The organism is Faecalibacterium sp. An58 (genome assembly GCF_002161515.1).
Lineage (GTDB): Bacteria > Bacillota > Clostridia > Oscillospirales > Ruminococcaceae > Faecalibacterium > Faecalibacterium avium.
In genome coordinates, this window is the sequence record NZ_NFHX01000010.1 from 1 (window position 1) to 21,936 (window position 21,936).

Here is a 21,936-nt window from a genome sequence, read left to right on the forward strand (position 1 = left end):
AATCCCCGTGTCATTGGTTCGATTCCGATCGGAGGCACCATATGCGGCCGTAGCTCATCTGGTAGAGCGCCACCTTGCCAAGGTGGAGGTAGCGAGTTCGAGCCTCGTCGGCCGCTCCATGGGAGTGGCAAGCGTCACTCCTTATTTTGGCCCGGTAGCTCAGTTGGTTAGAGCACCAGCCTGTCACGCTGGGGGTCGTCGGTTCGAGCCCGATCCGGGTCGCCAACATCCTACCCCGTCACGGGGCATCCTACGCAGGATGGACGCAGGGACAAATGCGTCGCTATGCGGCCGTAGCTCATCTGGTAGAGCGCCACCTTGCCAAGGTGGAGGTAGCGAGTTCGAGCCTCGTCGGCCGCTCCAAACAGGGGCGTTCACCGCCCTTCATACGGTGGCGTGGCCAAGTGGTAAGGCAAAGGTCTGCAAAACCTTCATTCACCAGTTCAAATCTGGTCGCCACCTCCAAAAAGCCCTCGTGCTCTGCACGGGGGCCTTTTTTTGCGTGCCGGAAACCGGCATGCTCCAGGGGGAACTTTCGCGCCGCCGGCCAAGCAGGCGGCTTTTTGTGTCGGATCGTCCCCCTTTCTTGCCCATTGGGCCGTTCAGTGCTACAATAGACCGCGAAAGGAGGCGTGCCTGTGCCAGAAACCGAAAACCGAACCACCCTGACCCCGGACACCCCCGTACAATACCTCAAGGGGGTGGGGCCCAAGCTGGCCCAGCGGTTCGAAAAGCTGGGCATCCGCACCCTGGCCGACCTTTTGCAGCACTATCCGCGGCGCTATCTGGATTTCACCCACCCCTACCCCCCGGCCGAAGCCCCGGTCGGGGTGGAGTGCGTGGTCCGGGCCCAGCTGCTGGCAAAGCAGGGGGGCCGCTACGCCGCAGGGGGACGCCGGGTGGAAAAGGCCACGGCCGGGGATGACGTGGCCACCCTCGAGCTGACCTGGTTCAATAATCCCTACACCATCCAGAAGCTGGAGATCGGCCAGGAATACTATTTTCAGGGGGTGGTAGCCGGCGGGCTGCTGCGCCGCCAGATGGTCAACCCCCAGGTCCGCACCGCCGCACAGGTATCGGCCGTGCCGCTCATCCCGGTCTATCCCCAGACCGACGGACTGAACAGCGGCGCCATCGGCCGGTGCGTGGCCCAGCTGCTGCCCCACGCCGAGCTGCTGGGAGACCCTCTGCCCCCTGCCCTGCTGCAAAAATACCGCCTGCCTTCCAAGGCCCAGGCCGTGCGGGACATCCATACCCCTGCCACCCCCCAGGCCGCCCAGGAGGCGCGCCGCCGCCTGATCTTTGAGGAACTGCTGGTGCTGCAGCTGGGGATGGGCCTGCTGAAAAACCGGGGTTCCGCCTCCACCGGCGCGCCCATGCGCCGGGCCGACCCCGCCCCCTTCTGGGCCAGCCTGCCCTTTGCGCCCACCGGGGCCCAGCGCCGTGCGGTGGACCAGATCCTGGAGGACATGGCCGGACCCCGCTCGATGAACCGCCTGCTGCAGGGGGACGTGGGCAGCGGCAAGACCCTGGTGGCCGCGGCCGCCCTCTGGGCCGCCGTGGGCGCAGGGTATCAGGGGGCGCTGCTGGCCCCCACCGAACTGCTGGCCCAGCAGCACGCCGAGACCCTCAACCGGCTGCTGGCCCCCTTCGGCATACGGGTGGCCCTGCTGACCGGCGGGCTGAAAGCCGCCGCCCGCCGCACCACCCTGGCGGCCATCCGCGCCGGAGAGGCAGACCTGGTGGTGGGCACCCATGCCATCCTGTCCGAGGGAGTGGAATTTGCCCGGCTGGGCCTGGCCGTCATCGACGAGCAGCACCGCTTCGGGGTGCGCCAGCGGGGCGCCCTGGCCGAGAAAGGCGCCTCCCCTCACCTGCTGGTCATGAGCGCCACCCCCATTCCCCGCACCCTGGGGCTTTTGATCTACGGCGATCTGGATATCTCCATCCTGGACGAGCTGCCCCCCGGCCGCACCCCGGTCAAGACCCGGGTGATGGGCGGGGCACGCCGCCGGGACCTGTACGGTTTTCTGGACCGGGAGATCGGCGCCGGGCGTCAGGTGTACATCGTCTGCCCCGCCATCGAGGAAGGCCCCGACGGAGGGCTGGCCCCGGTCAAGACCTATTATGAGCAGACCGCCAAGGCCCTGCTGCCCGACCGCCGGGTGGGCCTGATGCACGGCAAGCTGAAACCCAAAGAGAAGGCCGCCGTCATGGAGGACTTCCGGGCCGGGCGGCTGGACGCCCTGGTCTCCACCACCGTCATCGAGGTGGGGGTGGATGTGCCCAACGCCACCGTCATGGTGATCGAGAACGCCGAGCGCTACGGCCTGTCCGCTTTGCACCAGCTGCGGGGCCGGGTGGGCCGGGGCGCAGCCGAGAGCTGGTGCTTCCTGGTCAGCGACAACACCGCCCCCGCCGTCCAGAATCGGCTGCGGTTCCTCTGTTCCACCACCGACGGCTTTGCGGTAGCCCAGTACGACCTGGAGACCCGCGGCCCCGGCGACTTTTTCGGCAGCCGCCAGCACGGTCTGCCCACGCTGCAGATCGCCGACCTCGCCGCCAACACCCGCCCCCTCCACGCCGCCCAGAGCGAAGCCGCCGCCATCCTGTCCGCCGACCCCCTGCTGGACCAGCCCCAGCACCGGCTTCTGGCGGACCAGGTGGCCCGCATGTTCGACCGCGCCGGACCCATGAACTGATAAAGGAGCCAAGTCCATGATCTTCACCATCCCTGTCACCACCCGGGTCGAGGATTTCGACCAGAACGGCCTGCTGACCCCGCCGGCCCTCCTCTCCATCTTTGAAAATACGGCGGTCCGCCACGCCAACACGGTGGGCTACTCCCCCATGGCGGACAGTCTGCAGAACGGTATGTCCTGGGTCATCACCAACTGGCGGGCCGCCGTGCTGCGCGCCCCCGCCTACGACGAGTCCTTCCAGGCCAGCACCTGGCTGTGCGTCAATCCCCGGCTGGCCACCCGTGAGATGCTGCTGCGCACCCGGGAGGGGGAGGTCCTGGCCCGGGGCCAGGCCAGGCTGGCTCTGGTCCAGCGCAGCACCGGCAAGCCCTGCCTGCCCACCCCCGAGCGTCTGGCCGCCTACCAGCCCGAGCAGACCACCGCTTTCAGCGACCGGCTGCCCCGGCTGCGTCCCCCTGCCGGCTACACCGACCGGCAGCCCGTCCAGCTGCGCCGCAGCGACATGGACTACAACGGCCATATGCACAACACCGCCTATCTCTCCCTGGCTCTGGACGCCGCCCCCCAGCAGGTGCGCAGCGGCGGGGTGCACAGTTTTCGCATCTCCTACCGCAGCCCTTTGCAGCTGGGGGACGAGCTGACGCTCTGTTCCGCCCCCAAGGACGGCGGCTGGGCGGCCTCCTTTGTCCGCCAGAACGAGGTATGCGCCGTGGTGGCCATCAACGAACAGCTGGCCCCGCTGTGAACGCCTCCCCCGAACAAAAAAAGCGGAACTCCGCGAAGGGCTCCGCTTTTTTTATTTGGTTCCGCTGCCGGGGCAGACGGCCTGGCGCACCTCCCCTGAGAAATACAGGGTGCCCAGGGCAGCCACCGGCCCCCCTGCGGCCAGAGTGTCAGCCAGGGCCACCGCCTGCGGGATGGAGCTGGCCGGCCGGGCCTGCCCGCCCAAAGCGCAGATGCGTCCGGCCAGCTCCTGGGCCGGGATGGCCCGGGGGCTGGGAGCGGTCACCGTCACAAAGGACCTGGCCAGGGGCAGCAGCAGACGCAGCATTTCATCCGAATCCTTGTCCGCCATGATGCTGGTGATAAAGACGAACTTCTGTCCCGGGAACTGCCGGCGCAGGCTGTCCGCTGTGGCTCTCATGCCGTGGGCGTTGTGGCTGCCGTCCAGGATAAAGGGCGGGTCGCGCCGCAGCAGCTCGAACCGGCCGGGCCAGCGCACCCGGGCCAGCCCCTGCCGGATGGCGCTGTCGGGGATATCCCAGCCGCGGGCCCGCAGCGCCCGCAGGGCCGTGATGGCCACAGCGGCATTGTTGGGCTGGTAGCTGCCCAGCAGGGGCAGGGAAAGGCCGTCCAGACCGTCAAAATCAAAGGTCTGGCCCTCCAGGCTGGCGCTGACCGGGTGCAGCCGGGAGAAGTCCACCACCGTCAGGGGCGCGCCCCGGGCGGCGGCTGCGGCCGCGATCACCCGGTCGGCCTCGGGCTGGCCCCCATAGCTGACCACCGGGCTGCCCGGCTTGATGATGCCCGCCTTGGCCGCCGCGATGTCGGCCAGGGTGGGGCCCAGCTCCCTGACGTGGTCCATCCCCAGGGCGGTGATGACGGCGCATTCGGGCGGGTCGATGACGTTGGTGGAATCCAGCGCGCCCCCCAGCCCCACCTCCAGCACCACGATGTCGCACCGGGTCCGGGCAAAATAGAGCAGGCCCAGGGCGGTGATCAGCTCGAACTCGGTGGGCACGTCGGCCATGGCCGCGGCGGCCGGCTGCACCTGCTCTACCAGATCCACCAGGTCCCGGTCGGGGATGGGCGCGCCGTCCACCTGGATCCGCTCATTGAACCGGAGGATATAGGGCGAGGTGAACAGCCCCACCTTATAGCCTGCCTGACGCAGGCAGCTGTCCAGCATGGCGGCGGTGCTGCCCTTGCCGTTGGTGCCCGCCACGTGCACAAAGCGCAGGTCTTTCTGGGGATCGCCCAGCAGGCCGCAGAGGGTGCGGATGCGCTCCAGGCCGGGACGGTGGCCCTGCCAGTGGACCGCGTGGATGTAGTCCAGAGCTTCCTGATAGGTCATTGCGAACGCCTCCCGGTGTGGCTGCCCCGGGCCGCGGCCATCAGGGCGTGGTTTTCCAGCAGGATCCGCACCAGTACGAACTCGGCCCCTGCCAGGATCAGCGCGTTGGGGATGCGGGCGGCCAGCACCGCCCAGGCATAGCCGTAGAACAGCCGCAGGGCCAGCGAGTTGAGGACCATCGAGCCCACCATGTGGCCCAGCAGGATGCCGCCGGCCAGGCGGACGTTCTCGCGGCGGGCGGGCAGATGCCGCCAGCCCCATCCGGCAAAGAAACCCACCGCCCCGGCGCCCAGGGTGATGAGGGGGTTGATGGCATAGCCTGCCAGCACCCCGCCGATGGCGTCGGCCAGGGCGCCCACCGCAAAGCCGGCCCCCGGCCCGAACAGGACCGCGGCCAGCACCACGGGCAGGCTGCCCAGGTTGAAGCGCAGAAAACCGGTGGAGATGCTGAGCACCCGGCTGAACACGATGCTCATGGCCACCAGCAGCGCGCAGAAGGTCAGGGTGCGAAGGGAGTGGGAACGGTTGGGATTCATCATAAACGCCTCCTCATTCTGAATCCGGCGGGGAGGGCACAAAAAAACAGCCCTCCCCCATGCGAAAACCGCACAAAGGAGGGCCGTGAAATCCGGCAGCCTTCACACCCGGGCCGCGGGACATCCCTGCGGCCCGCGCCCAAGTCCATGCAGCAGCGGGATGCAGGCTGTGCACCGCGGGAAAACTTCGCCTTCGTCCGCAGCACAACTCCCCGTTGATGCGGCACTTAACGCGCACAGCCTTACTCTGTTGATCTTTACGTCTGCGCCGGCTGCTAACCGGCGCCCGCCCTGCCGGGGCGGGTGGCAGGCGGATGCCTGTCTGGGTTGTATTATACTCCTATTTGCTCCGCCCTGCAAGCAGAGAACCCGACAGCTTTCCCAAAATATTTTTCCTGTTTTTGTAGAAAGCGACGAGCACCCCCAACAAAAAACGACGGCCCGTGCAGGTTGGGCCGCCGCTTTCGCCCTTGCGGGCAGGCAGGGTAAATGATAAGAAGGTAAATGAAGAAAATAGCAATGATCTGCGCGGAGCGCCTCCGGGACTGTGCAGGCAGCCCCGGCATCCGGGCAAAGATGTATCCAAGCCCTGTTCCGCTGGGATACAACATACCACTTTTTGCGCCGGATTGCAAGAGCTTTTTGAAGAAAAAACGGTTTGAAACAGCGTCAAAACGTATTTTCGTGAAAGCGCACAAATATACCGGCCGTTTCCTGCAACAAATGCCGAACTTGTCCAGCCCGGAACAATCGCCCGCAGGCCGCGTCGCGCTTTACAATCCGGTGGGGGTATGCTATCATTATAAAGTATACCAGAATTTTGCCTGCCCGGTCCCGGGCGGGCGGCAGAGATGAGAGAGAGTCCAATGGAACATGCGGCAGGGGCGCGCAGCCCCAGTATTTTGAAAAACGGCCCCCATGGGCCTATCTTTACCAATCACGAGCTGCTGCGGCTGATCGGTCCGCTGCTGGTGGAGCAGCTGCTGGCCACCACCGTGGGCATGGCGGACACCATGATGGTGTCGCGCTGCGGCGAGGCGGCCATCTCGGGCGTCAGCCTGGTGGACATGATCAACAACCTTGTCATCAACCTGCTGGCGGCGCTGGCCACCGGCGGCGCGGTGGTGGTCAGCCAGTACCTGGGGGCGGTGCGCAAAAAGGAGACCGACAAGAGCGCCGGCCAGCTGATCCTGCTCAGCCTGCTGCTGGGCCTGGGTCTGGGGCTGTTCTGCTTTGCGCTGGCCCGGCCCATGCTGCGGCTGTTCTACGGCACCATCGAGGCGGACGTGCTGGACGCCGGGGTGCGCTATTTGCAGGTGACCGCCCTCAGCTATCCCTTCCTGGCGCTGTACAACGCCGGGGCGGCCATCTTCCGCAGCATGGGCAACTCCAAGATCTCGATGCAGGTCAGCCTGCTGATGAACATCGTCAACATCATCGGCAACGCGGTGTGCATCTTTGGGCTGGATATGTATGTGGAGGGCGTGGCCTGGCCCACCGTCATCAGCCGCGCGCTGGCCGCCGTGCTGATCCTGGCCGCTTGCGGCCGCAGGACCAACACCGTCCAGGCCCGCATCACCTTCCGGCTGGACGGGGCGCTGGCCCGGCGCATTCTGGGCATCGGCATCCCCTCCGCCTTTGAGAACAGCCTGTTCCAGGCGGGGCGCATCCTGGTGGTGAGCATGATCTCCTTGTTCGGCACGGTGCAGATCGCCGCCAATGCGGTGGCCAACAACCTGGACGGCATGGGCTGCATCCCGGGGCAGGCCATCAGCCTGGCCATGATCACGGTGGTGGGCCGGTGCATCGGCGCCCGGGAGGAAGAACAGGCCACCGCCTACGCCAAAAAGCTGCTCAAGTGGACGTATATCACCATGGGCCTGTTCAACGGGGCCATCCTGCTGCTGGTAGGGCCTCTGGTGGGCATCTATGCGCTGTCGGGCGAGACCATGGATCTGGCCATCCTGCTGGTGCGCATCCACTGCGGCTGCGGCATCCTGCTGTGGCCCATCGCGTTCGTGCTGCCCAACGCCCTGCGGGCCGGCAACGACGTCAAGTTCACCATGACCGTATCGGTGCTGAGCATGGCGGTGTGGCGGATCGGTTTCAGCTACCTGCTGGGCGTCCAGATGGGCTACGGCGCCGTGGGCGTCTGGATCGCCATGGTGGTGGACTGGGTCTGCCGCTCCATCTGCTTTGTGTGGCGGTTCACCAGCGGGGTGTGGAAGACCAAATACACCGAATGAGATGCAAGGAAGGAAAACTGCCGCTATGAAGCTAGTCAGCTGGAATGTCAACGGCCTGCGGGCCTGCCTGTCCCACGGCTTTGCCGAGAGCTTTGCCGCCCTGGATGCAGACGTGTTCTGTTTGCAGGAGACCAAGATGCAGCCCGGCCAGGCCGATTTCCACCCCGAGGGGTATGAGGAGTATTTCTGTTCGGCCCAGCGCAAGGGATATTCGGGCACGGCCTGCTACTGCCGCGTCAAGCCGCTGCAGGTGACCATGGGGGTGGGCCGGCCCGAGCACGACCAGGAGGGCCGGGTGATCACCCTCGAATATCCCGGGTTCTATCTGGTCAACTGCTACACCCCCAACAGCCAGGAGGAGCTGAAACGGCTGGATTACCGGATGGAGTGGGAGGCGATGTTCCGGCAGTACCTGCTGGACCTGGACGCCAAAAAGCCGGTGATCCTGTGCGGGGACCTGAACGTGGCCCACCAGGAGATCGACATCAAGAACCCCGCCTCCAACCGCCGCAGCGCCGGCTTCACCGACGAGGAGCGGGAGGCCATGACCCGGCTGCTGGATGCGGGCTTTGCGGACAGCTTCCGGATGCTGCACCCCGACGAGGTCAAGTACAGCTGGTGGAGCTACCGCTTCCGTGCGCGGGCGCGGAACGCCGGCTGGCGCATCGATTATTTTTTAGTTTCCCGGCGGATCGCAGACCGGGTGCAGGCGGCCGGGATCCACAATGAGATCCTGGGCTCCGACCACTGCCCTGTGGAACTTGTGATCGACCTGTAAAAGAAGAAGGGAGCGTATCGATCATGGAAGAACATCAATCCGCGGCGGCCAAAGCTGCCGCGTCGGTGGACCAAAGGCTGGGCACAGCGCCGCTGGTGCCGCTGATCTTCAGTCTGGCCCTGCCCACCGCCCTGGCACAGCTGGTGAATATGCTGTACAACATCGTGGACCGCATCTATGTGGGCCACATCCCCGGCACGGGCAGTCTGGCTCTGGCCGGCCTGGGCGTCACCTACCCCATCATCGTGCTGATCACCGCATTCTCCAACCTGATCGGCATGGGCGGCGCGCCCCGGGCCTCGGTGGCCATGGGCCGCGGAGACTACAAGACCGCCGAAAAGATCCTGGGCAACTGCATCACCCTGCTAGTGGTCCTGTCGGTCCTGCTCAGCGTGGTGTTCACCATCTTTGGCGAGCCCATCCTGATGGCCTTCGGCGCCAGTGAGAACACCCTGCCCTATGCCATATCCTACCTGCGCATCTACCTGCTGGGTACCCTCTTCGTGCAGTTCACCCTGGGCATGACCCCCTTTATCACCAACCAGGGCTTTGCCAAGACCAGCATGGCCACCACCTGCATCGGCGCCATCAGCAACATCATCCTGGACCCGGTGTTCATCTTCGGGTTCAACATGGGGGTGCAGGGCGCGGCCATCGCCACCATCCTCAGCCAGGCCATCAGCGCCGTATGGGTGCTGGCCTTTTTCACCGGCAAGCGCAGCGTCCTGCGGATCCGCAAGGCAAACCTCGCCCCCGACGGCAAGACCCTGGCCCTTGTGCTGTCCCTGGGCGTCTCGCCTTTCCTGATGACCGCCACCGAGTGCGTCATCCAGCTGGCCTTCAACACCGGCGCGGCCACCTACGGCGGCGACAGCGCCGTGGCCATCATGAGCATCCTGTTCTCGGTGGCCCAGATCGCCAACCTGCCGGTGCAGGGCTTCTGCCAGGGCGCGCAGCCGGTGGTGGGCTTCAACTTCGGCGCCCAGAAGCTGGCCCGTGTGCGGCAGGCCTTCAAGATCATGCTGGCCGTCTCGATGGGGGTCACCACGGTGGTGGTGGGCGCCGTTGAGATCGCGCCCCAGCTGTTCCTGGGCCTGTTCTCCAGCGACGCCGGCCTGATCGCCCTGGGCACCGCGCCTTTGCGCATCTACATGCTGGGCTACTTCTTCATGGGCGCGCAGCTGGCCTGCCAGCAGACCTTCCTGGGTCTGGGCGAGGCCCGGATCAGTATGTTCATCGCCCTGCTGCGCAAGGTGATCCTGCTTTTGCCCCTGTCGCTGGTCATCCCGCGGGTGTTCGGCGCTCTGGGCCTGAGCCAGCTGCTGGGCCTGTATCTGGCCGAACCCATCAGCGACATCGTGTCGGCCTCCACCTGCACCATCCTGTTCTTTGTCATCGAGTGGAAAAAGCTGAAGGACAGTCCCCGGACGGCGCAGTAAGATTGCACCTAGCATTGGGCTGCAAAATGTGTTAGAATGGGTATGCTAAGGCGGGGCGGCCGTCCCAGACGGCGGCCCCGCCTTGCTGCGTTTTGACAGACTTTGAAGGAAAGGAAAATGATACTATGGATCAGATACTGGACCAGAAGATAGATGCCTTCCTGGAGGCCAACAAGGAACAGATGCTCAAGGACATCGGGGCTTTGGTCGCCATCAACAGTGTGGAGGCCGCTCCCGCCGAGGGCGCGCCCTTCGGCCCGGGTGCCCGGGCTGCCCTGGACAAGACCCTGGAGCTGGCCGGCCGGCTGGGCCTGGACACCCACAACTGCGAAGGCTACATCGGTTATGCCGAGCTGCCCGGCCGGGAAGCCGGCAAGTATCTGGCCACCATCTGCCATGTGGACGTGGTGCCGGCCGGCGAAGGCTGGTCCGGGGACCCCTTTGCCATGCGCCGGCAGGACGAATGGATCCTGGGCCGGGGCGTGCTGGATGACAAGGGCCCCATGGTCGCCACCCTGTACACCCTCAAGTGCCTCAAGGAGCTGGGGGTGCCGCTGCGCTACCCCATCCGCGCCCTGGCCGGCACCAACGAGGAGACCGGGATGGAGGATGTGGAATACTATCTGGCCCACAACCCGGCCCCGGTATTCTGCTTCACCCCCGACGCCGAGTTCCCCGTCTGCAACGGCGAGAAGGGCCACTTCCACGGCAAGCTGGTCAGCCCGGTGTGCCATGGCAAGATCCTGGCCTTTGAGGGCGGCGTGGCCAACAACGCCGTCCCCGACCGGGCCAGCGCCCTGGTGCAGGCCGACATGGCGGGGCTGAAAAACGCCCCCAACATCACCCTGGAACCCGAGAACGGCTGCGTCCGCGTGCGCGGCTGGGGCAAGTCGGGCCACGCAGCCAGCCCCGAGGGCACCGTGAACGCCATCGGCCTGGTGGCGGATTATCTGCTGGCCAACGGCCTGTGCAACGAGGCCGAGCGCAGCTATCTGGAGGTTTTGCACAAGCTGCACAGCTCCACCGCCGGCGAGGGCCTGGGCATTGCCACCTCCGACGGTCCCTTCGGTCCCCTGACCATCATTGGCGGGCGGATGTATATGCAGGAGGGCCGCATGGTGCAGACCATGGACAGCCGCTACCCCACCTCCACCAACGGAGACGTCCTTGCAGCCGCCATCCGGGCCGCCATCGGAACCGGCGCCTCCCTGGAGGACGTGGACGCCGCCGACCCCTTCTATATCGAGGCGGACACCCCTGCCATCCGGGCCTGCATCGACACCTACAACGAGGTGACCGGCAAAAACGAGAAGCCCTTCACCATGGGCGGCGGCACCTATGCCCGCCACTTCCCCTATGCGGTCAGTTTCGGTCCCGAGAGCCATGACATGGTCCTGCCCAGCTTTGGCGGCCCCATGCACGGCGCCAATGAGTCCGCCCCGGTGGACGCCCTGCTGCAGTCGGTCAAGATCTATGTGCTGGCCCTGCTGCGTCTGGAGGAGATCGATTTCTGAGGAATCTTATAGAGTGGAAAAGAGGCGGGACCCTTTGGGGTCCCGCCTCTTTATGTTTGAAAAAGTATACGTTTTAAAATCGGCCCAAACCATCCATTCTTTGCAAAAATTATAACACAAAGTCGTATACTTCGCAACAAAAAATCGTTGTGTACCACACAAAATTGTCCGTCCGGAATTGTATACCCCGCCAAACCTCCGGCTGAAATTCTACTTTGCGCATGGAGTCAAACGTATGAACGTCAAAAAATACACATCACTCCTGTTATCTGCTGCCGTTGCGGTGTTGATTCTGTCAGGCTGCGGCGGAGTGGACCACTCTGAGCTGGCCGCCAAGGCTGTCAACGAGGCCCAGGGGAACACAGTCTCTGTCGTGTTCTCTGCCGACCAGGACCTGGCCCGCTCCCTGAAAGACACCCTGAACGTTACCACCAGTCCCGGCAAGCTGATGAACGCTATTTATGACGACGAAAGACTGGCAGATAGGCTGGAGGGCGGTCAGCTCGGCATTTATACTGCCGACAGCCATCTGAGCCCCGAAGAAGCCGCCCGGCAAATGGCCCAGCGGGTCCTGGTCAGCCTTCCGGGCAAGCAGGACGAGGGCTGCATTGCCATGGTCGAAACCTTCGACGGCTCGTATTATGCCGTCGCGTTGACTTGGCACCACACCTTACCTCCCGAGATCCAGTATATTCTGAGCACCCTGTAACTTCCGGTCCCCACTTCGGCGGGGGCTTTTTGTTTTCCCTTCCCTTTTTCACAGTTCCGTGGTATGCTAGAGCTATTATCAGGAATCCTATTGCAGATAGGAAGGAGAATCACACCCTATGAAGTTCAGCGAAATGCCCTATGCACGCCCCGACATCGATGCCATCCTGGCCCAGTGCGCCCGGTTTGCCGCTGACGCCGCAGCCGCCTCCACCGGCGATGCCCTGGTCAAGCTGTACTACGACCAAAGCGCCGCCCTGGCGGGCTTTTCCACGGCCGCCAACCTGGCCAATATCCACTACACCTGCGACACCCGGGACCCTTATTGGCAGGCCGAGCAGGACTTTTTCGACACCAACAGCCCCGCCGTCTCCAACGCCGTCACCGAGATCTACCGGGCCATCCTGGCCAACCCCCATCTGGACGCCCTGACCCGGGCCTACGGCTCCACCTGTGTGCCCGGTATGCGCAACGCGGTGCTGTCGGTGGACAGCCGGGTCACCGCCCTGCAGCAGGAGGCCAACACCATCTCCAGCCTGTACCAGCGTCTGTACGGCGGCGCCCTGGTGCAGCTGGACGGCAAAGAGCTGACCATCCCCCAGCTGGGCCCCTACAAGCAGAGCCTGGACGCCTCGGTCCGCCGCGCCGCCTTTGAGGCCGAAGCGGGCTACTTTGACGCACACCGCGTCGAGTTCGACGAGCTGTACGAGCGCACCGTCCAAAACCTCAATCAGCAGGCTGCCGTCCTGGGCTACGCCGACTACAGCCAGCTGTCCTACGCCCGGATGAACCGCATCGGCTACGGCCCCGAGGAGATCCGCGCCTTCCGGGACCAGGTGGCGCAGGACGTGGTGCCCCTGCTGGCCGAGGTGGTGGCCCGCCGGGCCCAGCGGGCCGGCATCCAGCACCCCACCTTTGCCGACTTGAACGTGGCCTTCCCCGACGGCAACCCGGTGCCGGTGAAGGGGTATCAGGTGCGGATGGACGCCGCCCGCACCATGTACCACGAGCTGAGCAGCGAGACCGCCGCATTCATCGACTTTATGCAGGACAACGAGCTGTTCGACGTGCTCAGCCGCCCGGGCAAGGCCAACGGCGGCTATATGACCATCCTGCCCGACTACAAAGCACCCTTTATCTTTGCCAACTGGAACGACACCGCCGGGGATGTGGACGTGCTGACCCACGAGGCCGGCCACGCCTTTGAGGGCTATATCGCCGCCCGGGATGCGTCCATTCCCGAGGATCTGAAATGCCCCAGCATGGAGAGCGCCGAGATCCACTCGATGGCCATGGAGTTCCTCACTGCGCCCTGGCATTCGCTGCTGTTCGGGGCCGACACCCCCAAATACGCCCTGACCCACGCCGAGGAGAGCCTGATCTTCCTTTCCTATGGCTGCGAGGTGGACGAGTTCCAGCACATCATGTACCAGCACCCCAACCTGACGCCGGACCAGCGCAACGACGTATGGCTGCGCCTGGAAAAGAAATACCGCCCCTGGATCGATTTCGACGGCCTGCCCTTCTACGGCCGGGGCGCGGGCTGGCAGCGGCAGCTGCACATCTACGAGTGCCCCTTCTATTATATCGACTACTGCCTGTCCACCATGGCGGCCCTGCAGTTCTTCCTGCTCAGCGAGGCCGACCATGCCGACGCCTGGCAGCGGTATCTCAAACTGTGCCGCCGCGGCGGCACCGCCAGCTACACCGAGCTGTGCGCCACCGCCGGCTTGCGCACCCCCTTTGAGCCGGGCAGCGTCAAGGCCATCGCCCAGCCGGTGGCCGAGTGGATCCGCCGGCACCAGGTCTAACCAGCACAAAGAAGCCCCCCGCCTGCACCGTGTCGCGCGGTGCCCCGGCGGGGGGCTGTCTTATGCTTTAAAGAAGGTAAAGAAGGAGTTTTGTGTTTTCAGGAGCAGAGTGCATCACTGCACGTTGGTCAGTTCCGCCAGCTTGTGGAAGATCTCGGTGTTGTCGAACGCACCGGTGAACTTCTCGCTGCCGGCGCCGATGGCATAGATGTTGACGGGGGCGCCGGTGTGGGACCAGGTGGTGTGGTCCATGCCGGACTTGTGGTTCAGCACATGGCACAGGGCGGCGGAGAACGGCTGGTAGGTGCCGTACAGCTCGTAGTCGCGCTGGCTCATCTCGTCCTGGCTGGAAGCGCCCACGGTCATGCTGCGCTCATAGGCCTCACGCAGCTGATCCAGCTCGTAGTCGGTCAGGATCAGGTTCTCGTACTCGGGGTTGGACGCATCGGGATCGTTGGCGGTGATCAGGCCGAAGCAGTTCTTGACATCGGTCAGGGCCTCCTCGAAGGAAGCGCCCACAGCGCGCAGCTTGTCGATGTGCTCGCTGTCGAACTTGACAAAGGAGGTGGTCTGCTTGGTCAGGTTGGTCAGATAGGTGTCGTAGTTGGTGGTGGTGAAGCCGATGGTCATACCGCCGGTCTCATGGTCAGCGGTGACCAGGATCAGGGTATCGTTGGGGTGCTGGTTGTAGAAGTCCACAGCCACCTGCACAGCGTTGCTCATCTCCAGCACGTCGTGGATGGAAGCAGCGGTGTCGTTGGCGTGGCAGGCCCAGTCGATCTTGCCGGACTCCGCCATCATGAAGAAGCCGGTGGGGTTGTCCAGCAGCTCGATGCCCTTGCGGACGTAGTCGGACAGCTGCCACTCGCCTGCGGCTGCGTCGATGCTGTAATTCATGGCGGCAGCGTCGGCGCGGTGCTCGGCAATGATGAGGGTCTTGCCTGCGCCGGCCTTCAGGGCCTCAGCGCCGGCCTGGGTGGTCACCAGGTTGTAGCCGTTGGCGATGGCCATGTCGTAGTTGGAGACAGCGCCGCCGCGGGGCTTCTGGAAGTCGCCGCCGGCAAAGTACTCAAAGCCGCTGTTGGCCAGCTCCTGGCCGATCTCGTAGTAGTTGCTGCGCTTGGCCTGGTGTGCGTAGAAGGCAGCGGGGGTGGCGTGGTCGATGTTGACGGTGGACAGAACGCCGATCTTGTAGCCCTTCTGCTTGTGCAGCTTCTCCGCGATGGTCTCAAAGGGGACGTCGCGGGTCCAGGGGGTCATGTTGATGACGCCGGACTCGGTCTTCTCGCCCGAAGCGATGGAGGTGGCGGTGGAGGCGGAGTCGGGGCAGAAAGAGGTGGAGTCATAGGTGGTGACGCTGCCGGTGAAGGGGAACTTCATGAAGCTCAGCTCAGCGGGGATCACAGCGCCGTTGTTCTCGACGGTGCCCTTATAGAAGGAAGCGGACTGGATCTGGGGCAGGCCCATGCCGTCGCCGATGAACAGGAAAATGTACTTGGGGGTCTTGCCGCCGAACAGGCCGTCCAGCAGGCCGTTCTCCTGGGCTGCGGCAGCCTTGGGCTCAGCGGCAGAAGCAGCTGCGGCGTTGGCGGCCACCAGGCCCGCCACCGAAGCGGCGGCGCCGGCCTTCAGAAAGCTGCGGCGGGAAAGCTTAGCGTTTTTCATAACCATAATTCCTTTCTCTCTACGGTACCCAATCTATCATCCGGCGCGTCTTGCGGCGCGCCCCGGCCCGTCCGGCGGGCCTTTGCTTGCTCTGTGTGGGACGGTTTTATTGTACTCAAGGCCCCGACGGGGCGAAACCATATTCGCGCAAAGCTTTGGTAAAAAAACGGAGCCTGTTTGGGCGGCAAATGTAAAAACCTGGTGCCCCGTGTAAAATTTTGGCGCATTTGCCGCATCCAGTCCAAAAAGCATTTTAAGATCCGCAAGAATTCTGAGCAATGCTACAAAAAAGCGCAAAACTTGCCTCAAATTGTTGAAATGTTCACATTGCCGTGGTATTCTGTGTGATATCGAACGATACAGGGACTTTCACGTCCCTGCGCCCGATCCACACAAACAGCACGATATAAGATGGTAATACAATGAAAGAATTGTTAGAACGTTTGACCCTTGGCCTGGACGTCGGCTCCACCACCGTCAAGGCCGTTTTGACCGACCGGGTCACCGGCCGGACCCTGTTCCGCCGCTATCAGCGCCACCACGCCGAGCAGCGCCGCACCCTGTGCAGCCTGCTGGACGCCATCTGCGCCAAATTTGCAGGCAGGCCCATGCGGATCGCGGTATGCGGCTCGGGCGGACGCCCCCTGGCCGACCAGATGGGCGTATGCTATGTGCAGGAAGTGGTGGCCAACGGCGCCGCCGTCCGTGCCCTCTACCCCGCCGCCCGCACCGCCGTCGAGCTGGGCGGCCAGGACGCCAAAGTCATCTTTTTCCGACAGGAGGAGGACGGCACCCTCACCACCTCGGATATGCGGATGAACGGCAGCTGCGCCGGCGGCACCGGCGCGTTCATCGACGAGATCGCCGCCCTGCTGCGGGTGCCCTCGGACCAGTTCGAGGCCCTGGCGGCCCAGGGCAGGCAGGTGTACAGCATCTCGGGCCGGTGCGGCGTCTTTGCCAAGACCGACATCCAGACCCTCCTCAACCAGGGCGCCAGCCGGGCCGACATCGCCCTGTCGGCTTTCCACGCCATCGCCAAGCAGACCATCGGCGGCCTGGCCCAGGGCCTGGAGATGACCCCGCCGGTCATCTTTGAGGGCGGCCCCCTGACCTACAATCCCACCCTGGTGCAGGTATTCGCCCAGCGGCTGGGCCTGTCCCAGGACCAGATCATCCGCCCCGACAACGCCGACACCATCGTGGCCCTGGGTGCCGCGCTGGCCATGGAGGAACTGTATCCCCTGCCGGTGGGCCGGGCGGCGCCCATCACCCCCGAGGAGGCTCTGGAGCGGCTGTCCGCCGCGCCTCCCGCCGCCGAACAGCACACCGCTGAGCGGTACTTTGCCACCGACGCCGAGCGGCAGGAATGGCAGGCCAGCCATACCCTGCCCGAGCTGGCGGCTCCTCAGGTCAAGGCCGGGGACACCCTGCGGGTCTACATCGGCGTGGACGCCGGCAGCACCACCGGCAAGCTGGTCCTGCTGGACGAAAACGAGCAGGTGGTGGACCGCTTTTACGCCAACAACCGGGGCGACCCCATCGAGGTGATCCGCCACGGCCTGCAGCAGCTGCACCGGAAATACGCCCTCCAGGGCGTCACGCTGGAGGTGCTGGGCCTGGGCACCACCGGCTACGGCGAGGTGATGCTGAGCAAGGCGTTCGGGGGCGACTACCACACGGTGGAGACGGTGGCCCACGCCGCAGCCGCCTGCCACTATGTACCCGACGTCACCTTCCTGCTGGACATCGGCGGCCAGGACATGAAGGCCATCTGGATCCAGGACGGCGTGGTCACCAATATGCTGCTGAACGAGGCCTGCTCCTCGGGGTGCGGCTCCTTTCTGGAGGAGTTCGCCGCCTCCCTGGGCATCCCGGTGGACGGCATTGCCGATGCGGCGTTCCGGGCCTCCACCCCCGCCGAGCTGGGCAGCCGCTGCACCGTCTTTATGAACAGCAGCATCATCACCGAACAGAAGAACGGCCGCACCCCCGATGACATTATGGCGGGGCTGTGCCGCTCGATCATCAAAAATGTTTTCACCAAGGTGGTGCGCATCCCCAACACCGACGTGCTGGGCAGCCGCATCGTGGTGCAGGGCGGCACCTTTAAAAACGACGCGGTGCTGCGGGCTCTGGAGCAGTATCTGGGCCGCACCGTCACCCGGGCCCCCTATCCCGGCGAGATGGGCGCCATCGGCGCCGCCCTGCTGACCAAGCGCCAGGCCGAGGCCAGCGGCTTCCCCGCCAGCCATTTCATCGGCTTTGCGGCGCTGGACGCCTTTACCTATACCCAGAGCCAGAACGAGCCCTGCCCCTTCTGCCAGAACCACTGCAGCCGCACCGTCATCCGTTTTCCGGGGGGCGAGAGCTTTGTCACCGGCAACCGGTGTGAGCGGGGCGAGATCCTGGGAGACCCCAAAGACAAGGCCGTACAGGACAAGGTGCGCCAGGCCAATCAGTCCATGCAGCGGATCCCCAACCTGTTCGCCGTGCGGGAAAAGCTGCTCTTTGCCGACTACGACGCACCCATCCTGGCCCCCGACCGGGGCGTCACCATCGGCATCCCCCGGGTGCTGTCCTTCTGGGAGACCATGCCCTTCTGGAACGCCTTCTGGCGCAGCCTGGGATTCCGCATCCAGCTGTCGGGCAAGAGCACCCGCCCCATGTATGAGGAAGGGCTGTCCGCCGTCACTTCGGACACCGTCTGTTTCCCCGCCAAGCTGGTCCACGGCCACCTGCGCGATCTGGCCAAAAAGAAGGTGGACCGCATCTTCATGCCCACCATCACCACCGTCCAGCCCGAGGGCACCGCTTCCACCAGCGAGTCCATGTGCGCGGTGGTCAAGGGGTATCCCATCGTCATCCGCAATTCGGACGATCCCCAGCGCCGCTGGGGCATCCCCTTTGACGCGCCCCTGTTCCACTGGCACCGCCACGCCGACCGGGACCGCCAGCTGGCCGACTATATGGCTGCCGCCTTTGGGATCAGCCGGGAGCTGACCGGCCGGGCCATTGCCGCCGGCGACGCGGCCCAGGCCAGCTTCTCGGCCCAGCTCAAGGCGGCGGGCCAGGCGGTGCTGCACCACTGCCATCAGGAAAACCGCTACGCGGTGGTGCTGGCCAGCCGTCCCTACCAGAACGACGAGCTGGTCAACCACGCCCTGCCCGAGCTGTTCGTCAGCCTGGGCATCCCGGTGCTGACCAACGATTCCCTGCCCGATGTGAACAAGGTGGACCTGAGCCGCAGCCGCCTGGACATCGTCAACAACTACCACGCCCGGATGCTTGCATCGGCGGTGCTGGCCGCCCAGGATGAGTGCCTGGAGTATGTGCAGATCGTCAGCTTTGGCTGCGGCCATGACGCCTACCTCTCCGATGAGATCACCCGCATGATGCACGAGATCTCGGGCAAGAGCCCCCTGATCCTCAAGCTGGACGAGAGCGACGCCCAGGGCTCCCTGCGCATCCGGGTGCGGTCCTTTGTGGAGACGGCGGCCATCCGCCGGGCCCGTGGCATCCGCCATCCGGTCCACCAGCTGCCCGACCCCTACCCGGTCAAGTTCACCCGGCAGGACAAGAAGGACCGCGTGGTCCTGGTGCCCAACACCTCCCACGCCTTCTGCCGGGTGATGTCGGCGGCCTTTGCGGCCCAGCGCCTTCGGGCAGTGCCCCTGGCCGTGGGCCGGGAGGAGGCCATCCGCCTGGGCAAGCAGTACGTCCACAACGACATCTGCTTCCCCGCCCAGATCGTCATTGGCGAGACCCTGGCCGCCCTGCGCAGCGGGCAGTACGACAACAGCGAAGTGGCGGTGGCTATGGCCAAGTACATCGGCGACTGCCGCCTGACCCATTACAGCGCCCTGCTGCGCAAGGCCCTGGATGACGCGGGCTATGCCGACGTGCCCATCCTGACCAACGACGACAAGGACAGCCACAATATGCACCCCGGCTTCAAGATGAACCTGGTATCCTCGGTCAACCTGGCCTTCTCCCTCCCCATGATCGACGTGATGGAGGAGCTGCTGCGGAAGATCCGTCCCTATGAAAAGGTCCCCGGCGCCGCCGACCGGGCCTTTGAGGCCGGGATGGACGCCATTGTGGACGGGATGACCCGCCGCGGCATCCCCGGCCTGAAAAAGGGCTTCGAACAGGCCATCCGGCTGATGAAAGAAGTGGAGTACGACCGCAGCCGGCCCCGCCCCACCGTCCTGATCGTGGGCGAGTACCTGCTCAACTTCCACCCCGGAGCCAACCACGACATCGAAAAATACCTGGAATCCAACGGCTTCGAGATCATCGAGGCCCGCATGACCGACGTCATCCGCAAGACCTATTTCTATATGGATTCCCAGATCAAAGAGTACCGCATCTCCAAGCCCCTGGGTGAAAAGCTGTGGTACCGCACCGCCGACGAGGTGTTCAACGCGGCCCACGCCCTGACCGATTCCATCGCCAAGCAGCATCCGCTGTACCATGGGGCTGCCCGGATGCAGGACATCGTGCGGGCCAGCGACCCCATCATCCACCACACCTTCGACGCGGGCGAAGGGGTGCTGATCCCCGCCGAGATCCTCCACCACGCCAAAGAGGGCTGCCGCAACTTCATCATCCTCCAGCCCTTTGGCTGCCTGCCCAACCATGTGGTGGGCCGCGGCGTGGCCAAGCGCCTCAAGGAGATGTATCCCGACGCCCAGATCCTGCCCCTGGACTACGATCCCGACGTCAGCTTTGCCAACCTGGAAAACCGGCTGCAAATGCTGATCATGACCGAAAAGGCCCGCAGCCAGTCCGCCGCCCGGAACGACAGGCCCGGCAGCGCCACCCCGCCGGCCCCCACTCTGGCCCCCCGGGAGCAGCAGGAAAAACCTGCCGCCCGCCAGCGCCGGGGCGGACGGACCGCCGCCGTAGTGCCGGCACAATCTTAACCCCTAAAGGCAGCGCATGGAGTTTTCCATGCGCTGTTTTTGTTGCGCGGGCGGCAGGCGGGAGCAGCACGAAACTTTAGCAATTTACCTCAGTTTGTTAAAAACAACAATACTCCATGCGAATAGCGCAAAACCACATGGCTGTTCCCTGTGTGAAATCCCGCTTGTTTTCCAGACAAGCAGGCTGGCGGGCCGCCGGAGAAGATCGTTCCAAAGCGAAACTTTTGTACATATGATGCTTGTACATGCAATTTTGTGCCGTTTATGGTAAAAAGTACAAGCTTACCTTGTTTTTGTTGTACAACCGGCACAAAACTTTTAATATAACCTTGTCTGTTTTTACTATTGCACACAGTTTCAGACCAAATGTATAATAGATTCAGTACAGGGCTTGTCCCTTAGCGTGTGGGGGGCCTGCCCGAAACGAGTGTATTTGATGAAGGAGAATGCTATTATGAAAATGATTTCTCGCCGCGACTTTCTGAAGGCATCTGCCGTTGTCGGCGCGACTGCTGCCCTGACAGCCTGCGGCGGCGGTGATTCCAGCTCCGTTGCTTCCACCGCGACTTCTGTTGCTTCCTCTGCTGCTTCCACGGCTCCCTCGGCCGCCGCAGCTTCCGGCAGCGCCGACATCGGCGTGTGCATCTATCAGTTCGCCGACAACTTCATGACCCTGTACCGTGCAGACCTGGAGGAGTATCTGGGCGAGCTGGGCTACAGCGTCACCATCATGGACGGCAAGAACGACCAGAATACCCAGACCGAGCAGATCAGCACCTTCCTGCAGCAGGGCGTGGACGTCCTGATCATCAACCCGGTGCAGACCACCTCGGCCCAGACCATCGTGGACACCATCTCGCCCTCCAACACCCCCATCGTCTTCATCAACCGCGAGCCCGACAAGAGCGTGCTGGACAGCTATCCCGACAAGTGCTGCTACGTGGGCGCTGACGCCCGCCAGTCCGGCACCTACCAGGGCGAGCTGATCCTCGCCACCGATACCGAGGGCGATATCAACGGCGACGGCACCATTACTTACATCATGTGCAAGGGCGACCCCGAGAACATCGACGCCCAGTACCGCACCGAGTACTCCATCAAGGCTCTGGAAGACGCCGGCAAGACCGTCAACTGCCTGTACGAGTACCTGGACAACTGGGACCAGACCCTGGCCCAGCAGGACGTGGCCAACGCTCTGGCACAGTACGGCGACCAGATCGAAGTGGTCTTCTGCAACAACGACGCCATGGCTCTGGGCGCTCTGCAGTCCATCGAGCAGGCCGGCCGCACCGTGGGCACCGACATCTACCTGGTGGGTGTTGACGCTCTGGCAGAGGCCGTGCAGGCTGTCATCGACGGCCGCATGACCGGTACCGTCCTGAACGACGATGTGGGCCAGGCTACCGCCGCCACCGAGGCCACCCGTATGTATGTGGAAGGCGAGCCCGTGGAGCAGTACTACTGGGTCGACTACGTCAAGGTCACCACGGAGAACGCCGCAGAGTATCTCTGATGAGCGTGCCGTCTGAACGGAACCG

Annotated in this window: 14 protein-coding genes, 4 tRNA genes and 1 riboswitch; of the genes, 15 read left to right on the plus strand and 3 right to left on the minus strand. The window is 64.3% G+C overall.

Annotated features, from left to right (window positions below; all coding sequences use genetic code 11):
- Positions 1-43 precede the first annotated feature (43 nt).
- From B5G12_RS07900 to B5G12_RS07925, 6 genes are all read left to right on the plus strand, one after another.
- Positions 44-119: transfer RNA gene (locus tag B5G12_RS07900), tRNA-Gly, on the plus strand.
- A gap of 29 nt (positions 120-148) precedes the next feature.
- Positions 149-225 (plus strand) — tRNA-Asp (locus B5G12_RS07905).
- A 62-nt stretch (positions 226-287) separates the two neighbouring features.
- A tRNA-Gly gene (locus tag B5G12_RS07910) sits at positions 288-363 on the plus strand.
- Positions 364-390: 27 nt separating this feature from the next.
- Positions 391-465, plus strand: a tRNA-Cys gene (locus tag B5G12_RS07915).
- Positions 466-638: 173 nt separating this feature from the next.
- Positions 639-2,702, plus strand: coding sequence for an ATP-dependent DNA helicase RecG (gene recG, locus B5G12_RS07920; RefSeq protein ID WP_087324529.1), 2,064 nt, complete (start codon positions 639-641; stop codon positions 2,700-2,702).
- A gap of 16 nt (positions 2,703-2,718) precedes the next feature.
- On the plus strand, positions 2,719-3,447 hold the full coding sequence (locus B5G12_RS07925) for an acyl-[acyl-carrier-protein] thioesterase (protein ID WP_087324530.1): 729 nt from the start codon (positions 2,719-2,721) through the stop codon (positions 3,445-3,447).
- A gap of 51 nt (positions 3,448-3,498) precedes the next feature.
- On the opposite strand, the gene B5G12_RS07930 is transcribed toward B5G12_RS07925, so the two are convergent.
- Positions 3,499-4,776: a bifunctional folylpolyglutamate synthase/dihydrofolate synthase gene (locus B5G12_RS07930; RefSeq protein WP_087324531.1), complete on the minus strand. Its 1,278-nt coding sequence runs from the start codon at positions 4,774-4,776 to the stop codon at positions 3,499-3,501.
- The gene (locus B5G12_RS07935) at positions 4,773-5,315 is read right to left on the minus strand and encodes a folate family ECF transporter S component (RefSeq protein WP_242955971.1); all 543 of its coding nucleotides are present in this window, start codon (positions 5,313-5,315) and stop codon (positions 4,773-4,775) included. The genes B5G12_RS07930 and B5G12_RS07935 overlap by 4 nt, the downstream gene beginning before the upstream one ends.
- Before the next feature lie 148 nt (positions 5,316-5,463).
- Positions 5,464-5,564, minus strand: a riboswitch (THF riboswitch).
- 252 nt (positions 5,565-5,816) lie between these two features.
- Between B5G12_RS07935 and B5G12_RS14350 the strand changes: the two genes are divergently transcribed.
- The 7 genes from B5G12_RS14350 to B5G12_RS07965 all read left to right on the plus strand — a co-directional run bounded on the left by B5G12_RS14350 (position 5,817) and on the right by B5G12_RS07965 (position 13,808).
- Positions 5,817-6,167: a hypothetical protein gene (locus B5G12_RS14350; RefSeq protein ID WP_144064119.1), complete on the plus strand. Its 351-nt coding sequence runs from the start codon at positions 5,817-5,819 to the stop codon at positions 6,165-6,167.
- An 11-nt stretch (positions 6,168-6,178) separates the two neighbouring features.
- Positions 6,179-7,558: an MATE family efflux transporter gene (locus tag B5G12_RS07940; RefSeq protein ID WP_087324533.1), complete on the plus strand. Its 1,380-nt coding sequence runs from the start codon at positions 6,179-6,181 to the stop codon at positions 7,556-7,558.
- A gap of 25 nt (positions 7,559-7,583) precedes the next feature.
- Positions 7,584-8,336, plus strand: coding sequence for an exodeoxyribonuclease III (locus B5G12_RS07945; protein WP_087324534.1), 753 nt, complete (start codon positions 7,584-7,586; stop codon positions 8,334-8,336).
- 23 nt (positions 8,337-8,359) lie between these two features.
- Positions 8,360-9,775, plus strand: a complete 1,416-nt coding sequence (locus tag B5G12_RS07950) for an MATE family efflux transporter (RefSeq protein WP_087324535.1) — start codon at positions 8,360-8,362, stop codon at positions 9,773-9,775.
- Positions 9,776-9,900: 125 nt separating this feature from the next.
- Complete coding sequence (locus B5G12_RS07955) at positions 9,901-11,289, plus strand: Sapep family Mn(2+)-dependent dipeptidase (protein WP_087324536.1); 1,389 nt, start codon at positions 9,901-9,903, stop codon at positions 11,287-11,289.
- Between the two features lie 310 nt (positions 11,290-11,599).
- On the plus strand, positions 11,600-11,998 hold the full coding sequence (locus B5G12_RS07960) for a hypothetical protein (protein WP_144064120.1): 399 nt from the start codon (positions 11,600-11,602) through the stop codon (positions 11,996-11,998).
- 118 nt (positions 11,999-12,116) lie between these two features.
- Positions 12,117-13,808 carry a M3 family oligoendopeptidase gene (locus B5G12_RS07965; protein WP_087324538.1) on the plus strand — a complete coding sequence of 564 codons (1,692 nt, stop codon included), beginning with the start codon at positions 12,117-12,119 and terminating at the stop codon, positions 13,806-13,808.
- 114 nt (positions 13,809-13,922) lie between these two features.
- On the opposite strand, the gene B5G12_RS07970 is transcribed toward B5G12_RS07965, so the two are convergent.
- Positions 13,923-15,473, minus strand: a complete 1,551-nt coding sequence (locus tag B5G12_RS07970) for an alkaline phosphatase (RefSeq protein WP_087324539.1) — start codon at positions 15,471-15,473, stop codon at positions 13,923-13,925.
- A 422-nt stretch (positions 15,474-15,895) separates the two neighbouring features.
- Here B5G12_RS07970 and B5G12_RS07975 point away from each other — a divergent pair, with 422 nt between their 5' ends.
- Complete coding sequence (locus tag B5G12_RS07975; protein ID WP_087324540.1) at positions 15,896-20,398, plus strand: acyl-CoA dehydratase activase; 4,503 nt, start codon at positions 15,896-15,898, stop codon at positions 20,396-20,398.
- A gap of 454 nt (positions 20,399-20,852) precedes the next feature.
- The gene (locus B5G12_RS07980; RefSeq protein WP_242955972.1) at positions 20,853-21,911 is read left to right on the plus strand and encodes a substrate-binding domain-containing protein; all 1,059 of its coding nucleotides are present in this window, start codon (positions 20,853-20,855) and stop codon (positions 21,909-21,911) included.
- The last annotated feature ends 25 nt before the right edge of the window (positions 21,912-21,936 follow it).

Coding starts and splice junctions, on each gene's coding strand:
- B5G12_RS07925 (WP_087324530.1), top strand. CDS start 2,719: ATGATCTTCACCATCCCTGTCACCACCCGGGTCGAGGATTTCGACCAG.
- B5G12_RS07930 (WP_087324531.1), bottom strand. CDS start 4,776: ATGACCTATCAGGAAGCTCTGGACTACATCCACGCGGTCCACTGGCAG.
- B5G12_RS07935 (WP_242955971.1), bottom strand. CDS start 5,315: ATGATGAATCCCAACCGTTCCCACTCCCTTCGCACCCTGACCTTCTGC.
- B5G12_RS14350 (WP_144064119.1), top strand. CDS start 5,817: ATGAAGAAAATAGCAATGATCTGCGCGGAGCGCCTCCGGGACTGTGCA.
- B5G12_RS07940 (WP_087324533.1), top strand. CDS start 6,179: ATGGAACATGCGGCAGGGGCGCGCAGCCCCAGTATTTTGAAAAACGGC.
- B5G12_RS07945 (WP_087324534.1), top strand. CDS start 7,584: ATGAAGCTAGTCAGCTGGAATGTCAACGGCCTGCGGGCCTGCCTGTCC.
- B5G12_RS07950 (WP_087324535.1), top strand. CDS start 8,360: ATGGAAGAACATCAATCCGCGGCGGCCAAAGCTGCCGCGTCGGTGGAC.
- B5G12_RS07955 (WP_087324536.1), top strand. CDS start 9,901: ATGGATCAGATACTGGACCAGAAGATAGATGCCTTCCTGGAGGCCAAC.
- B5G12_RS07965 (WP_087324538.1), top strand. CDS start 12,117: ATGAAGTTCAGCGAAATGCCCTATGCACGCCCCGACATCGATGCCATC.
- B5G12_RS07970 (WP_087324539.1), bottom strand. CDS start 15,473: ATGAAAAACGCTAAGCTTTCCCGCCGCAGCTTTCTGAAGGCCGGCGCC.
- B5G12_RS07975 (WP_087324540.1), top strand. CDS start 15,896: ATGAAAGAATTGTTAGAACGTTTGACCCTTGGCCTGGACGTCGGCTCC.
- B5G12_RS07980 (WP_242955972.1), top strand. CDS start 20,853: ATGAAAATGATTTCTCGCCGCGACTTTCTGAAGGCATCTGCCGTTGTC.